We start from the raw sequence: 15,335 nt of genomic DNA, 5'->3' as shown, positions 1-15,335 counted from the left end.
GCCGCTACTTCGGTGCCTGCAGGAATCGCTGTGACAGGCCGTGGTAGAGCTTTTCCTTGCAAACGAACTGGGCTGCGAAATCCGCGGTCAATGCAGAGGCGAGCAGCGGCATCATCAGACCCCGGCTTGCAGTCGTCTCCGAGATGATGATGACGGCGGTCAGCGGCGCGCGCACGACCCCGGTGAAGTAGCCGACCATCCCCAGCAGCACGATGGCGCCGGGGGAATAGCCGGGAAATACCTCGCGCAGCAGGGCGCCGATCCCGGCGCCGATCGACAGCGACGGTGCGAAGATGCCGCCCGGTATGCCGGACACGGCAGTGGCAAGAGTGGACACGAACTTGGCGATTCCGAACCATGCGGGGACGTCTCCGCCCGCAATGATGTGGTTCGCGCTTTCGTATCCGGTGCCCCAGGTCAGGCCGGTCGCGACGCCGGTGATCGCCACCACCGCTCCGCACAGCGACGCGAACAGCACGGGACGCGTGCGCAACCGCCCAAAGGGCGGCAGGGTCGTCCTGCCTGCCTCGAGCATCAGGCGTGAGAACACCCCGCCCGCAATGCCGCCAACGATGCCCGCGACGGGAGCGGCGACCAGCGCCTGCGTGAAGCCCAGCGTCTGGCGCATCGCTCCGAAATAGATGTAATCGCCCGCGATGCCGAGGCTGACCATGCCTGCGATCAGCACGGCGGCCATCACCAGGAGCGTCATGCGCTGTTCGTAAGCGGCGGCAAGTTCCTCGATGGCGAAGGCGACGCCGGCCAGCGGGGTGTTGAACGCCGCTGCCACACCCGCCGCGCCGCCAGCAATATAAACCGAAGAGCGCAGCGGAATGCGCAGCAGCCGGTGCATCCGGCCCATGATCGCGGCGGCGATCTGCACGGTCGGTCCCTCACGGCCCACCGATGCGCCGATCAGCAGCGCGCCCGCTGTCAGCACGAACTTGGCGACTGCCGCGCGTACCGATACGAGCGTCGACAGCGCCGCCTCTGGCGCTTTCGTGGCGGCCATCACCTGCGGGATGCCCGATCCCCGGGCCAGAGGGGCAAAGCGGATGGTCAGCCACGCGATCAGCGCGAAGCCTGCGGGCGTGGCGATCAGTGGGGCCCACCACCAGCGCGCGACGAAGCCATGGAACAGCGCATTGGCCCGGTCCGCGACATCGGCGAATATCAGCGCCACGATGCCGACCATCACTGCGCCGCCGACGATGGCGACCCGGCGGCGCCATACCAGTGCTTCGGGCCCATGCCGGCGCAGGACTACGCGAATCCGGCGAGGCGACATGTGATGGGGAAGTTTCAACGTACGGGCCTTCACATGGTGACGGCAGGATGGGCGGACTGCGCGCCTCATGGGCCCCGTGGGCCGCCTTGTCCACCTTGCAGATAGATAATTCCCGGCGCGGGACCGGAACGATCTTCTCCGGATACGAAAACCCCCGCCGGTGAGGGCGGGGGCATCGTCGTCCCGTTGAGCGGGGCAGGGTCAGGCCAGTTCGACTGCCACCGCGGTGGCTTCGCCGCCGCCGATGCACAGGCTGGCCACGCCCTTCTTCAGGCCCTTTTCCTTAAGGGCGTTGATGAGGGTCACGATGATGCGCGTGCCCGATGCGCCGATGGGATGGCCCAGCGCCGTGGCGCCGCCGTTGACGTTGATCTTGTCGTGCGGAATGCCAAGGTCGTGCATCGCGAACATGGCAACGCAGGCGAAGGCTTCGTTGACTTCGAACAGATCGACGTCGCCCAGTTCCCAGCCCACCTTCTTCAGCAGCTTCTGGATGGCGCCGACCGGAGCGGTGGTGAACTTCGCCGGTTCATGCGCATGCGCCTCGATGCCGACGACGGTCGCGACGGGTGCCAGGCCCTTGGCATCGGCCACCGACTTGCGGGTCAGGACCACGGCAGCGGCACCGTCCGAGATTGAGCTGGAGCTGGCTGCGGTGATGGTGCCGTCCTTGGCGAAGGCGGCGCGCAGGGTGCGGATCTTGTCCGGGTTGCCCTTGGGCGGCTGCTCGTCGGTGTCGACGACGACTTCGCCCTTGCGGGTCTTCACCGTCACGGGAACGATCTCTGCGGCGAAGGCGCCGGTGTTGATCGCTTCCTGTGCGCGGCGCAGGGATTCGATCGAGAAATCGTCCTGGTTCTCGCGGGTCAGCTGGTATTCGTCTGCCGTCACCTGTGCGAAGGAGCCCATCGAGCCGCCTTCGTAGGCGTCTTCAAGGCCGTCGAGGAACATGTGGTCGTAGATCGTGTCGTGGCCGGCGCGGGCGCCCGAACGATGCTTCTTCGATAGGTAGGGGGCGTTGGTCATCGATTCCATGCCGCCCGCGATGACGACATCGAGCGAGCCGGCGGCAAGCGCCTCTGCGCCCATGATCACCGTCTGCATGCCCGAACCGCAGACCTTGTTCACCGTCGTCGCCTGGACCGACTTGGGCAAGCCGGCCTTCAGCGCCGCCTGACGGGCAGGGGCCTGGCCGAGGCCCGCGGGCAGGACGCAACCCATGTAGATGCGTTCGATGTCGTCGCCGGCCACGCCCGCGCGTTCGACGGCGGCCTTGACGGCGGTGGCGCCGAGGTCAGTGGCCGAGACGTCCGCCAGCGCACCTTGCAGGCCGCCCATGGGCGTGCGTGCATAGGAAAGAACGACGATCGGGTCGGAAGCCGAAATCTGGGCCATTGGCATACCTTTCACACTATGAACTGTTCTGATTTGACGAACGGGATAATGTTGCGCTGCGTCAATTGCAATCATGCGACAATACGGGGCGTGTATGGTCGCTGGTCTCTATCCGCCATGACATGGTAGTCCGTATCGTGTTGCCAAGGTATGTCGCTGGCGTTTCGCGAATAATTCGCAAAATGCGGTTGCATAGCGCGCTATGACGATTGCGCGCGGCGCAGCCCTGCGGCGGACACGCGGGAAACTGCGGACTTGGACAGTTTGCCGTGTTGCAATGCAATGCAGGTGGGTGATTATTGTCGAGGGATACCCTTGCGACCAGCGGTGGGCTGGCCTAAGGACGCGCCAACTTGACGGGCTCACCATGACCAATCCGAGTCCGCCAACGTCGCATTCGCGGTAAGAGGCAAGAACATTGACCGATCTGTCGCAATACCTGCCGATCCTCATCTTCCTGGTGATCGCGCTTGGGCTTTCGTCCGTGATCGTGTTCCTTCCGCTGGGCGTTGCCCGGCTGACCGGCACGCACCAGCCCAGCGCTGACAAGAACAGCGAATATGAGTGCGGCTTCCCCGCCTTCGAAGATCCGCGCAGCCAGTTCGACGTGCGTTTCTATCTGGTGGCGATCCTTTTCATCATCTTCGACCTTGAAGCCGCCTTCCTGTTCCCCTGGGCCGTTTCGCTCAAGCTGACCGGCTGGGCCGGCTGGGCGACGATGATGGTGTTCCTCGGCGAACTGGCCATCGGCCTCGCCTACGCATGGAAGAAGGGAGCTCTGGACTGGGAATGAGCACGCTCGTTAACTCGGCGGGCCAGCCACTGGCCCCGACTTCGCCGGTTGGAGGTGCGATCACCGCGCCCGACCAGTCGTTCTTCAAGGATCTCAACCAGGAAGTGTCCGACAAGGGCTTCCTCGTCACGTCCACGGAAGAGCTGTTCCAGTGGGCCCGTACCGGCTCGCTGTGGTGGATGACCTTCGGTCTTGCGTGCTGCGCGGTCGAGATGATCCACGTCAACATGCCCCGCTACGACATGGAGCGTTTCGGCGCCGCGCCGCGCGCGTCTCCGCGCCAGTCCGACGTGATGATCGTGGCCGGAACGCTGTGCAACAAGATGGCTCCGGCGCTCCGCAAGGTCTACGACCAGATGTCGGAGCCCAAGTACGTCATCTCGATGGGCAGCTGCGCCAACGGCGGCGGCTACTATCACTACAGCTACTCGGTGGTGCGCGGTTGCGATCGCATCGTGCCCGTCGACATCTACGTGCCGGGTTGCCCGCCGACTGCCGAAGCGCTGCTCTATGGCGTGATGCAGCTGCAGCGCAAGATCCGCCGCGTGGGCACCGTCGAGAGGTAAGGACCAGATGCCCGTTCTGCATTCCGCACCGAAGATCGCCTCGAACGAGGGCGTCCTGGACGCCCTCGTCGCCGCGCTCGGCCAGAAGGTCGTCGCCTCGAAGGAGGAGCACGGCGAAATCGTGCTTACCATCGCGCGCGATGAGATCGAGAACGCCCTGCGCGCGCTGCGCGACGAACACGGCTACCAGCAGCTCATGGAGATCGCCGGGGTGGACTACCCCTCGCGTCCCGAGCGCTTCGAAGTCGTCTACATGCTGCTGTCGGTGACGAAGAACCATCGCCTGCTGCTGAAGGTCACCGCGACCGAAACGTCGCCGGTGCCGACCGTCACCACGCTGTGGCCCAACGCGGGCTGGCTGGAGCGCGAAGTCTTCGACATGTACGGCGTGATCTTCGCCGGCAATCGTGATCTTCGCCGCATCCTCACCGACTACGGTTTCGAGGGGCACCCGTTCCGCAAGGACTTCCCGCTCACCGGATACCAGGAACTGCGCTATTCCGAAGAGGACAAGCGCGTGGTGTACGAGCCGGTAAGCCTGCCGCAGGATCTGCGCAGCTTCGACTTCATGAGCCCGTGGGAAGGCGCCGACTACGTGCTGCCGGGCGACGAGAAGGTCGCTCCGACCCCGCCGCCGGTTGTCGAAAAGAAGACCACGGACAAGCCCGCCGACACTGGCGCGGGTGCCAAGGCCGACGAAAAGGCTGCGGACAAGGTCGCCCCTGCGGCGCCCACCGGCACGATCGCGGGGCAGGGCGGCGGCGATCCCGCTCCCGTCACCACCGGCAAGATGGAGCCGGGCGCCCCGAACCCGACCGGTGACCGTCCCACGGACGGATCGACGGGCGGCGCCAGCGCCAAAGAAGGCACCGGCTCCGCGCCGGAGGGAAGCTGAACATGAGCATGCAGCTTGAACAGTCGCCCACCACTGGCGACGATGTCATCACCAACTACACCATCAACTTCGGTCCCCAGCACCCTGCGGCCCACGGCGTTCTGCGCATGGTCATGGAGCTGGACGGCGAGATCGTCGAGCGGATCGATCCGCATGTCGGTCTGCTGCATCGTGGCACCGAAAAGCTGATCGAGCACAAGACCTACCTTCAGGCGCTGCCGTATTTCGACCGCCTGGACTACTGCTCGCCGCTGGGCATGGAGCACTCCTATGTGCTCGCGGTCGAAAAGCTGCTGAACCTCGAGGTTCCGCTGCGCGCACAGTACCTGCGCGTGCTGTTCGCCGAGCTGACGCGCATCTGCAACCACATGATGAACCTGGGCTCGCACATCATGGATATCGGCGCGATGACGCCGAACCTGTGGCTGTTCGAAATCCGCGAAGACTGCCTCAACTTCTTCGAGCGTGCCTCGGGTGCCCGCATGCACTCGGCGTGGTATCGGCCCGGCGGCGTGCATCAGGACGTGCCGCTCAAGCTGCTGACCGACATCGCCGACTGGCTGGACACCCGCCTTCCCGAACTGTTCGGGGACGCGATGAGCCTTGTCGTCGACAACCGCATCTTCAAGCAGCGCAACGTCGATATCGCCACCGTGTCCAAGGAAGACGCGCTGGCATGGGGCTTCTCCGGCCCGATGCTGCGCGGTTCGGGCATTGCCTGGGACATCCGCAAGGCGCAGCCTTACGACGTCTACGATCGCATGGACTTCGAGGTTCCGGTCGGCACCAGCGGCGACTGCTACGACCGTTTCATGGTCCGCGTTGAGGAAGTGCGCCAGTCGGCCAGGATCATGAAGCAGTGTCTGGCGGAAATGCCCGAAGGTCCGGTAGCTTCTGCCGACCGCAAGGTCGTGCCGCCCAAGCGCGCCGAGATGAAGAGCTCGATGGAATCGCTGATCCATCACTTCAAGCTCTACACCGAAGGCTTCCACGTTCCCGCCGGCGAAGTCTACGTGGCCACCGAAAGCCCGAAGGGCGAGTTCGGCGTCTATCTGGTGTCTGACGGCTCCAACAAGCCGTACCGCTGCAAGATCCGTCCGACCGCGTTCAGCCACCTTCAGGCGATGGACTTCATGGCCAAGGGCCATATGCTGCCAGACGTCACCGCGATCCTGGGCGCCATGGACATCGTGTTCGGGGAGTGCGACCGGTGAGCAACCTCGAGACCGCCAAGGCGATGATCGCGGCTTACAACGCGCAGGACGTTGACACTTACGTCTCGTACATGACCGACGAGGCGAGCGAGGCGAACTATCGCGGTTCCGTCGTGCGCGAAGGCAAGGAAGGCACCCGTTCGGGGCTTGCCGCAGCTTTCGCCCGCTGGCCGCAGAACCACGCCGAGATCGTCGAGGCGCAGCAGATCGGCACTTACGTGCTGATGCGTGAGCATGTGACGCGTGGCCCCGCGACCGACGGGTCCGAACTCGTCGAGCCGTTCGACGTCGTCGCCGTCTACAGCTTCGATGGCGACAAGTGTTCGCGCGTCGAGTTCATTCGTTGAGCGTGGGGCGTTGATCGTGAAGGGGTGGGACCTATGACGAAGTTCAACACAGTCGAAATGATCCGCATCTGGGCGACCCTCACGGGCCTGTTCCTGATCGGCCTCTATTTCGTCGTCTTGTGGCTCGGCGTCGCGCCTTCGCCGATGATCGCCATGCTGGCGACCGCGATCGGCGGCTTCGAGATTTTCTTTTTCGGCCAGGATCAGTGGCTGAAGCGCAGAGGTAAGCATGGCTGACCGCTATATCGAACCCGATACGCCCGAATTGCGGGCGCGTTGGGGTAACTTCGCCTGGACCGAGGCGAACGCCGCCAGGGCAAAGGACATCATCGCCCGCTATCCCGAAGGGCGCCAGCGCTCTGCGGTGATGCCGCTGCTCGACCTTGCGCAGCGCCAGGTCGGTGCCGAACTGAACACGCAAGGCTGGCTGCCGATCCCGGTGATGGAATACATCGCTGCGCAGCTCGATATGCCGATCATCCGCGTGGTCGAAGTCGCCTCGTTCTACACGATGTACAACATCGCGCCGATCGGCCGCTTCCACGTTCAGGTCTGCGGCACGACGCCGTGCATGCTGCGTGGCTCGGACGACCTGCTGGCGACCTGCAAGGCGCGCGGCATGAAGAAGGGCCACATCTCGGAAGACGGCCTGTGGTCGTTTACCGAGGTCGAGTGCATGGGCAATTGCGCCTCCGCCCCGATGGTCCAGATCAACGACGACAACTACGAGGATCTGACCTCGGAACGCCTGAACGCCGTGCTCGATGCACTGGCGCGCGGCGAAAGCCCGAAGGCGGGTACGCAGGATCCGGCACGTCACACCGTCGAACCGGTGGGCGAGCCGACCAACCTCGTTGCCATGATGAGTGAAAACCATGACTATCGGAGCGAGTGGTAATGGCTCTCCTCGATAAGGACCGCATCTTCACGAACCTCTACGGCTTCCAGCCGTGGAACCTGAAGGAAGCGCAGGCGCGCGGCGCCTGGGATAACACCAAGGACCTGATCGCCAAGGGCCGTGACGCCATCATCGACGAGATGAAGGCATCGGGCCTGCGCGGTCGCGGCGGTGCGGGCTTCCCCACCGGCATGAAGTGGTCCTTCATGCCCAAGCAGCCGCCGCTCGACCAGAACGGCAATCCCAAGCCCAGCTTCCTGGTCATCAACGCGGACGAATCCGAGCCCGGTTCGTGCAAGGACCGCGAGATCATGCGCCATGATCCGCACCTCCTGCTCGAAGGCGCGCTGGTCGCGGGCTTCGCCATGGGTGCGCGCGCGGCCTACATCTACATTCGCGGTGAATACATCCGCGAAGCCGAGGTGCTGTTTGCCGCCCGTGATGAAGCATATGCTGCGGGCCTGCTGGGTAAGAATGCCAGCGGTTCGGGCTACGACTTCGACGTCTTCGTCCACCGCGGCGCCGGCGCCTACATCTGCGGCGAAGAAACCGCGATGATCGAAAGCCTCGAAGGCAAGAAGGGCCAGCCCCGCCTGAAGCCGCCGTTCCCGGCTGGCGCGGGCCTTTACGGCTGCCCAACCACGGTGAACAACGTGGAATCGATCGCGGTCGCGCCCACCATCCTGCGTCGTGGTGCCGCGTGGTTCTCGTCCTTCGGGCGCGAGAACAACAAGGGCACCAAGCTCTTCCAGATCAGCGGGCACGTGAACCGCCCCTGCGTGGTCGAGGAAGAGATGTCGATCCCGTTCAGCGAACTGATCGAGCGTCACTGTGGCGGCATTCGCGGCGGCCGTGACAACCTGCTGGCGGTGATCCCCGGCGGTTCATCGGTGCCGCTGGTGCCGTCCGCCGACATCTGGGACGCTCCGATGGATTTCGACGGCCTCAAGGCTGTCGGCTCGGGCCTCGGCACCGCCGCAGTCATCGTCATGGACAAGTCCACCGACATCGTGCGCGCCATTTCGCGCCTCTCGTACTTCTACAAGCACGAGAGCTGCGGGCAGTGCACGCCGTGCCGTGAAGGCACCGGCTGGATGTGGCGCGTCATGGAGCGCCTGCGCACCGGCGACGCGCATGTCGACGAGATCGACATGCTCCAGCAGGTCACCAAGCAGGTCGAAGGCCACACCATCTGCGCGCTTGGCGACGCAGCGGCATGGCCGATCCAGGGCCTCATCAAGCATTTCCGTCCCGAGATCGAGCGCCGCATCGAGGAGCGCCACGGATCTCTGCAACAGGCAGCTGAATAATGCCCAAGGTCAAAGTAGACGGCGTCGAGATCGACGTCCCTGCAGGCGCCACCGTGCTGCAGGCCGCCGAACTCGCCGGCAAGGAAATCCCGCGCTTCTGCTATCACGAGCGTCTGAGCATCGCCGGCAACTGCCGCATGTGCCTGGTCGAGGTGAAGCCCGGACCGCCCAAGCCGCAGGCAAGCTGCGCGCTTCCCGCCACCGAAGGCCAGGAAATCCGCACGGATTCCGAAATGGTCAAGAAGGCGCGGGAAGGGGTCATGGAATTCCTTCTCATCAACCACCCGCTCGACTGCCCGATCTGCGATCAGGGCGGCGAGTGCGACCTGCAGGACCAGTCGGTCGCCTACGGTCGCGGTGGTTCGCGGTACCATGAGCACAAGCGCGCGGTGACCGAGAAGTACATGGGCCCGCTCATCAAGACCACGATGACGCGCTGCATCCACTGCACCCGCTGCGTGCGATTCTCGGAAGAGATCGCCGGCGTGGACGAAATCGGCGCGCTCTATCGTGGCGAGACGATGCAGATCACCACGTATCTGGAAAAGGCCGCAGCGCACGAGATGTCGGCCAACGTCATCGACCTCTGCCCGGTCGGCGCGCTCACCAGCCGTCCCTACGCCTACGAAGCGCGTCCCTGGGAACTGAAGAAGACCCTTGGCATCGACGTTTCCGATGCGACCGGCGCGAACATTCGCATCGATGCGCGTGGCCGCGAAGTGCTGCGTGCGCTTCCGCGCAACAACGACGACGTCAACGAGGAATGGCTGAGCGACAAGGCCCGCTTCCAGGTCGACGGCCTGACGAAACGCCGCCTCGACAAGCCGTTCCTGCGGCGTGACGGCAAGCTGGTTCAGGCCACCTGGAACGAGGCTTTCGCAGCTCTGTCGACCCTGAACCCCGGCGCTTCGATCGCTGCGGTCGCAGGCGACATGATCGATTGCGAAACCATGTTCGCCGCCAAGGCGCTGGTCGGCGCACTTGGCTCGACCCTGCTCGAAGGTCGCCAGACCGGTATGGACTACGACACGTCCAGCCTGGCTGCTGTCAACTTCAACACCACCTTCAACGACATCGAAACCGCCGACGCAATCCTGATCGTCGGTTCGATGGTCCGCTGGGAAGCTCCGACGGTCAACGTCCGCCTGCGTAAGGCGGTGAAGCGCGGCGCAAAGGTGTTCCTGATCGGGCCCGAATGGGAAACGACGTTCGGCGGCGAGTTCCTCGGCGAAGACCTGTCGCTGCTGGCCAATCTGCCGGGCCACGTTTCGGATGCGCTTTCGGGCGCCAAGCGTCCGGCGGTGATCCTTGGCGGTGCGGCGCTTGGCCGTGGCGGCCTTGAGGCGGGCCTTGCACTGGCCGGCCAGTTCAACCTCGTGCGTGATCTCGAGGATGGCACTGCCTGGAACGGCTTCAATGTCCTGCACATGGCGGCGTCGCGCATGGGCGGCCTGATGCTGGGCTACGCGCAGAAGGGTGGCATCGCCGACCTCGTCGCCGCCAAGCCCAAGGTGCTGATCTCGCTCGGCGCCGACGAAGTGGACTACACCCGGTTCGCGGACTCGATGATCGTCTACATCGGCCACCACGGCGACAAGGGCGCGCATGCCGCCGACGTCGTCCTGCCGGCTTCGGCCTACACCGAGAAGGCGGGCACTTACGTCAACACCGAAGGCCGCGTGCAGTTCGCCGACAAGGCCGTCTTCGCGCCCGGCGATGCGCGTGAGGACTGGACGATCCTGCGCGCTCTTGCCGACGCCTTCGGCGTTTCGGTCGGTTTCGACAGCTTCGACCAGCTTCGCGCCGCGATGGTGGCTTCAGTCCCCGCGCTTGGCGTCGAGGGTCTGGCTGATTACGGAGCAGGGCTTCCGGCAGGCGGCGGTTCGGTTTCGGGCGCGATCGCCTATCCGATCAAGGACTTCTACATGACCAACCCGATCGCGCGCGCCAGCGCGACGATGCAGCGCTGTTCGGCTGAACTGCTGCATGGCCAGGACTTTGCGGAGGCGGCGGAATGACCTCGTTCTTCCAGTCGCTCGGCATGCCCTTCGAGGGCGCCTGGCTGCTCTCGACCATCTGCGGCATCCTGCTAATCGCACTGCCGTTGATGCTGGCCGTGGCGATGATCATCTACGTCGACCGCAAGATCTGGGCCGCCATGGCGCTGCGCCGTGGCCCCAACGTCGTCGGTCCGTTCGGTCTGCTGCAGTCCTTCGCTGACGGCCTGAAGGTCTTCCTGCAGGAAACCATCATCCCGTCGGCAGCCAACAAGGGCATCTTCCTGATCGCGCCGGTGGTGACCTTCACCGTTGCGCTAATGGCGTGGGCCGTGATCCCGTTCAATTCGAACGCGATCCTGGCCAACATCAACATCGGCCTGCTCTACGTGCTCGCGATCAGTTCGCTGGGCGTGTACGGGACGATCATGGCGGGCTGGGCTTCGAACTCGAAGTACCCGTTCTTCTCGGCGATGCGCGCTTCGGCGCAGATGATCTCCTATGAAGTCTCGATCGGTTTCATCCTGATCTGCGTTGTGCTGTGGTCGGGCACGTTCAACATGAACGGCATCGTCCTCGCGCAGAAGGGGCACGTCCTCGGCATCATCAACGGTTTCGTGGCGAACCCGCTGCTGTTCCCGATGTGGGTGATGTTCCTGGTGTCGAGCCTGGCCGAAACGCAGCGTGCACCGTTCGACCTTACCGAGGCGGAATCCGAACTCGTCGCCGGTTACCAGACCGAATATTCGTCGATGGCCTTCGCCGCCTACTGGCTGGGTGAATATGCCAACGTGCTCCTGATGTGCGCGCTCAACGCGACGCTGTTCTGGGGTGGCTGGCTGCCGCCGCTCGACATTCCGGTGCTCTACCTGATCCCCGGCTTCGTGTGGTTCCTGCTCAAGATCTTCTTCTTCTTCTTCGTGTTCAGCTGGATCAAGGCGACGGTGCCCCGTTATCGTTACGACCAGTTGATGCGTTTGGGCTGGAAGGTCTTCCTCCCCGTTTCGCTCGCTTTCGTTGTCATCGTCAGCGGCTACCTCATGGCTACCGGACACTTCGCATGACCGTCGGATACCTCATCAAGAGCTTCACGCTCTGGGAGTTCGTGAAGGCGCACTGGCTGACCTTGAAGTATTTCTTCAAGCCCAAGGCGACGATCAACTACCCGTTCGAGAAGAACCCGCTTTCGCCCCGCTTCCGCGGCGAGCACGCCCTGCGCCGTTATCCCAACGGCGAGGAGCGCTGCATTGCCTGCAAGCTGTGCGAGGCGATCTGTCCGGCGCAGGCGATCACCATCGAAGCGGCACCCCGCGTGGATGGTTCGCGCCGCACCACGCGCTACGACATCGACATGACCAAGTGCATCTACTGCGGCTTCTGTCAGGAAGCCTGCCCGGTCGATGCCATCGTCGAAGGGCCGAACTTCGAATACGCGACCGAAACGCGCGAAGAACTGCTCTACGACAAGGCCAAGCTGCTGGCGAACGGGGACAAGTGGGAGCGTGCTATCGCCGCGAACCTTGAAGCCGACGCGCCGTACCGTTAACCGGCGCGCGCAAGGAAACGGGCTTCCCATGATCCATATTATCGCCTTCTACCTCTTCGCGGTGATGACGGTGGCCTCCGGCGCCATCACCATCCTCTCGCGCAACCCGGTGCACTCAGTGCTCTGGCTGATCCTGGCGTTCTTCAACGCCGCCGGCCTGATGGTGCTGACCGGCGCCGAATTCATCGCGGCACTGCTCGTCATCGTCTACGTCGGTGCGGTCGCGGTGCTGTTCCTGTTCGTCGTCATGATGCTCGACATCGACTTCGCCGAACTGCGCGCCGGGTTCGTCCGCTATTTCCCGTTCGGCGCGCTTGTCGCGATCGTGCTGCTGGCGGAAATCGTCCTGGGCATCGGTGCCTACCGCGCCGGTTCGCTCGAACTGGGCACGCCTGACGGCACGGCCGCAACGGCGCCGGGCCTCTCTAACATCGAGGCTATCGGCGGGCTGCTCTATGGTCGCTACCTGTTCCTGTTCGAGGCCGCCGGCGTCATCCTGCTCGTCGCGATGATCGGCGCCATCGTCCTGACGCACCGTCAGCGCAACGATACGCGGGGTCAGAAGATCGCCAAGCAGAACCAGCGCCGTCCGCAGGATGCCACGTTCAACGTCAAGCCTGAAGTCGGGCAGGGGGTACAGCTGTGATCGGCGTCGAACATTATGTCGTTGTCAGCTCGATCCTCTTCGTGCTCGGCGTGCTCGGCATCTTCATCAACCGCAAGAACATCATCGTCATCCTGATGTCGATCGAACTCATCCTGCTTGCGGTGAACATCAACCTCGTCGCGTTCAGCGCCTTCCTGCACGACCTGACTGGCCAGATATTCGCCATGTTCGTGCTGACGGTGGCCGCCGGCGAGGCCGCAGTGGGGCTTGCTATCCTCGTGATCTACTTCCGTGGCCGCGGCACCATCGCCGTCGACGACGTCAACCGGATGAAGGGATAAGTTCGTGCAACCGATCCACTTCATCGTCTTCCTTCCGCTTCTTGCGTCAATCGTCGCCGGGTTTGCGAACAAGTCGCTCGGTCTGGTCGTGCCCAAAGTACTGACCACTGGCGCCCTGTTCATCGCCTGCGCCCTGTCGTGGCCAATCTTCATCTCGTTCCTGACCGGTTCGGCTGAAGCATCGGTGGCGCCCGTCCTCAAGTGGGTGGCGTCGGGCACGATGACCTTCGACTGGGCGCTGCGCGTCGATACGCTGACTGCGGTCATGCTGGTCGTCATCACATCGGTCTCGGCGCTCGTGCACCTCTACTCGTGGGGCTACATGAGCGAGGAGCCGGATCAGCCGCGCTTCTTCGCGTATCTGTCGCTGTTCACCTTCGCCATGCTCATGCTGGTGACGGCGGACAACCTGGTGCAGATGTTCTTCGGTTGGGAAGGCGTGGGCTTGGCCTCGTACCTGCTGATCGGTTTCTGGTTCCGCAAGCCTTCGGCCGGCGCTGCCGCGATCAAGGCCTTCGTGGTCAACCGTGTCGGCGACCTCGGCTTCATGCTCGGTATCTTCGGCACGTACCTCGTGTTCGGCACCGTCTCGATCCCCGAGATCCTGCAGGCCGCGCCTTCGATGGCCGGTTCGACCATCGGTTTCCTTGGCCAGCGGTTCGACACCATGACGGTGATCTGCCTGCTGCTGTTCGTGGGCGCCATGGGCAAGTCGGCGCAGCTTGGCCTGCACACCTGGCTTCCGGACGCAATGGAAGGCCCGACTCCGGTTTCGGCGCTGATCCACGCGGCGACCATGGTCACTGCAGGCGTCTTCATGGTCTGCCGTCTGTCGCCGATGTTCGAGCAGAGCGAAACCGCGATGCACGTCATCGCCGTGATCGGTGCCTGCACCTGCTTCTTCGCCGCCACCGTCGGCTGCACGCAGTGGGACATCAAGCGCGTCATCGCTTATTCGACCTGCTCGCAGCTGGGCTACATGTTCTTCGCCACGGGCGTCGGCGCTTATGGCGCGGCCATGTTCCACCTGTTCACCCACGCCTTCTTCAAGGCGCTGCTGTTCCTGGGTGCCGGTTCGGTCATCCACGCGATGCACCACGAACAGGACATGCGCTTCTATGGCGCGCTGCGTAAGCGCATTCCGATCACCTTCTGGACGATGACGGCGGGAACGCTGGCCATCACCGGCGTCGGCATCGCCGGCGTGGTGGGCTTCGCGGGCTTCTACTCGAAGGACGCGATTCTCGAGGCTGCGTTCGGATCGGGCACTTCGGTTGGCTCGTTCGCATTCTGGATGGGCATCTTCGCAGCTCTGATGACCAGCTTCTATTCGTGGCGTCTGGTGTTCCTGACCTTCTTCGGAAAAGCCCGCTGGAACCAGTCCGAGCACATCCAGCACGCCATCCACGACCCACACGGTCACGGCCATGACGATGATGCTCACGACACGCATGGCCACGGCACCGCTGCCGAGGAAGATGCGGGCGAAAGCACCGATCATCACGATGCCCATGCTCATGGTGCGCACGATCTCGGTTCGCGCGGTCCGGACTATACCCGGCAGGGCGATGGGACGGGTGGCTACCACCCGCACGAAAGCCCGCTGGTGATGCTGTTGCCGTTGCTGATCCTGTCGGTCGGCGCCGTCGCCGCCGGTTTCGTCTTCAACCATGCCTTCGTTTCCGAAGGCGAGGGCGAGTTCTGGAAGGGCGCGCTGGTCTTCCACGAACACCTGATCCACGCCATGCACGGCGTGCCGACCTGGGTGAAATGGACACCGTTCACGGTAATGGCCATCGGCTTCGTCACGGCCTGGTACGGCTACATCCGGAACACCGCGTTCCCGAAGGCCGTCGCGGACCAGCTCGGGCCAGTTCACACCTTCGTGTACCGCAAGTGGATGTTCGACGAACTGTACCACAACATCTTCGTCAAGCCGGCATTCTGGCTTGGGCAGGTGTTCTGGAAGGTGCTTGATATCGGCATCATCGACCGCTTCGGTCCGGACGGCGCGGCTGCTGTCGTCGCCAAGGGGGCGACTTACGCTCAGAAAGTCCAGTCGGGCTATCTCTACAGTTACGCACTTGTCATGCTGCTGGGCCTTGTCGGCGCCATCAGCTGGGTGATCGCGGGATAAG

The 15,335-nt window shown here is 63.9% G+C and carries 16 protein-coding genes; 14 read left to right on the top strand and 2 right to left on the bottom strand.

Annotation, left to right across the window (positions count from 1 at the left end; translation table 11 throughout):
* Nucleotides 1-4 precede the first annotated feature (4 nt).
* Both GGR40_RS03760 and GGR40_RS03755 read right to left on the bottom strand, forming a co-directional pair.
* A complete protein-coding gene (locus GGR40_RS03760; RefSeq protein ID WP_429274844.1) occupies nucleotides 5-1,288 on the bottom strand; it encodes a chloride channel protein in 1,284 nt (427 codons plus the stop codon).
* A gap of 201 nt (nucleotides 1,289-1,489) precedes the next feature.
* On the bottom strand, nucleotides 1,490-2,683 hold the full coding sequence (locus tag GGR40_RS03755) for an acetyl-CoA C-acyltransferase (protein WP_429274843.1): 1,194 nt from the start codon (nucleotides 2,681-2,683) through the stop codon (nucleotides 1,490-1,492).
* A 418-nt stretch (nucleotides 2,684-3,101) separates the two neighbouring features.
* On the opposite strand from GGR40_RS03755, the gene GGR40_RS03750 reads away from it, so the two are divergent.
* Genes GGR40_RS03750 through nuoL form a run of 14 tightly spaced genes read left to right on the top strand, consistent with a single transcriptional unit; the run spans nucleotide 3,102 to nucleotide 15,334 of the window.
* Entirely contained in the window at nucleotides 3,102-3,476 is a 375-nt protein-coding gene (locus GGR40_RS03750; RefSeq protein WP_036522900.1) for an NADH-quinone oxidoreductase subunit A, read from the top strand.
* Nucleotides 3,473-4,042 carry a NuoB/complex I 20 kDa subunit family protein gene (locus tag GGR40_RS03745; RefSeq protein ID WP_043975218.1) on the top strand — a complete coding sequence of 190 codons (570 nt, stop codon included), beginning with the start codon at nucleotides 3,473-3,475 and terminating at the stop codon, nucleotides 4,040-4,042. Before GGR40_RS03750 ends, GGR40_RS03745 begins: the two co-directional genes overlap by 4 nt.
* 7 nt (nucleotides 4,043-4,049) lie before the next feature.
* Nucleotides 4,050-4,937 carry an NADH-quinone oxidoreductase subunit C gene (locus GGR40_RS03740; protein WP_429274842.1) on the top strand — a complete coding sequence of 296 codons (888 nt, stop codon included), beginning with the start codon at nucleotides 4,050-4,052 and terminating at the stop codon, nucleotides 4,935-4,937.
* Between the two features lie 2 nt (nucleotides 4,938-4,939).
* On the top strand, nucleotides 4,940-6,151 hold the full coding sequence (locus GGR40_RS03735) for an NADH-quinone oxidoreductase subunit D (RefSeq protein WP_429274841.1): 1,212 nt from the start codon (nucleotides 4,940-4,942) through the stop codon (nucleotides 6,149-6,151).
* Entirely contained in the window at nucleotides 6,148-6,498 is a 351-nt protein-coding gene (locus tag GGR40_RS03730) for a nuclear transport factor 2 family protein (protein WP_429274840.1), read from the top strand. Before GGR40_RS03735 ends, GGR40_RS03730 begins: the two co-directional genes overlap by 4 nt.
* A 57-nt stretch (nucleotides 6,499-6,555) precedes the next feature.
* Nucleotides 6,556-6,735: a hypothetical protein gene (locus GGR40_RS03725; RefSeq protein WP_429274839.1), complete on the top strand. Its 180-nt coding sequence runs from the start codon at nucleotides 6,556-6,558 to the stop codon at nucleotides 6,733-6,735.
* Nucleotides 6,728-7,396, top strand: coding sequence for a complex I 24 kDa subunit family protein (locus GGR40_RS03720; RefSeq protein WP_429274838.1), 669 nt, complete (start codon nucleotides 6,728-6,730; stop codon nucleotides 7,394-7,396). Before GGR40_RS03725 ends, GGR40_RS03720 begins: the two co-directional genes overlap by 8 nt.
* Nucleotides 7,396-8,706: an NADH-quinone oxidoreductase subunit NuoF gene (gene nuoF / locus GGR40_RS03715; protein ID WP_429274837.1), complete on the top strand. Its 1,311-nt coding sequence runs from the start codon at nucleotides 7,396-7,398 to the stop codon at nucleotides 8,704-8,706. The genes GGR40_RS03720 and nuoF overlap by 1 nt, the downstream gene beginning before the upstream one ends.
* Nucleotides 8,706-10,724, top strand: coding sequence for an NADH-quinone oxidoreductase subunit NuoG (nuoG, locus tag GGR40_RS03710; protein WP_429274836.1), 2,019 nt, complete (start codon nucleotides 8,706-8,708; stop codon nucleotides 10,722-10,724). The genes nuoF and nuoG overlap by 1 nt, the downstream gene beginning before the upstream one ends.
* A complete protein-coding gene (gene nuoH, locus GGR40_RS03705; protein WP_429274835.1) occupies nucleotides 10,721-11,767 on the top strand; it encodes an NADH-quinone oxidoreductase subunit NuoH in 1,047 nt (348 codons plus the stop codon). Before nuoG ends, nuoH begins: the two co-directional genes overlap by 4 nt.
* The gene (gene nuoI / locus GGR40_RS03700; RefSeq protein ID WP_103094658.1) at nucleotides 11,764-12,249 is read left to right on the top strand and encodes an NADH-quinone oxidoreductase subunit NuoI; all 486 of its coding nucleotides are present in this window, start codon (nucleotides 11,764-11,766) and stop codon (nucleotides 12,247-12,249) included. Before nuoH ends, nuoI begins: the two co-directional genes overlap by 4 nt.
* A 28-nt stretch (nucleotides 12,250-12,277) precedes the next feature.
* Nucleotides 12,278-12,895 (top strand): NADH-quinone oxidoreductase subunit J, encoded by a 618-nt coding sequence (locus tag GGR40_RS03695; protein WP_429274834.1) that lies wholly within the window; start codon nucleotides 12,278-12,280, stop codon nucleotides 12,893-12,895.
* On the top strand, nucleotides 12,892-13,197 hold the full coding sequence (gene nuoK, locus GGR40_RS03690; protein WP_008833052.1) for an NADH-quinone oxidoreductase subunit NuoK: 306 nt from the start codon (nucleotides 12,892-12,894) through the stop codon (nucleotides 13,195-13,197). The genes GGR40_RS03695 and nuoK overlap by 4 nt, the downstream gene beginning before the upstream one ends.
* A 4-nt stretch (nucleotides 13,198-13,201) precedes the next feature.
* Nucleotides 13,202-15,334, top strand: coding sequence for an NADH-quinone oxidoreductase subunit L (gene nuoL, locus GGR40_RS03685; protein ID WP_429274833.1), 2,133 nt, complete (start codon nucleotides 13,202-13,204; stop codon nucleotides 15,332-15,334).
* Nucleotide 15,335 lies beyond the last annotated feature (1 nt).

It is taken from the genome of Novosphingobium gossypii (assembly GCF_050433305.1).
Classification (GTDB): domain Bacteria; phylum Pseudomonadota; class Alphaproteobacteria; order Sphingomonadales; family Sphingomonadaceae; genus Novosphingobium; species Novosphingobium gossypii.
Note: the sequence above shows the minus strand (reverse complement) of the source record. Positions and strands in the feature narration are given on the sequence as shown.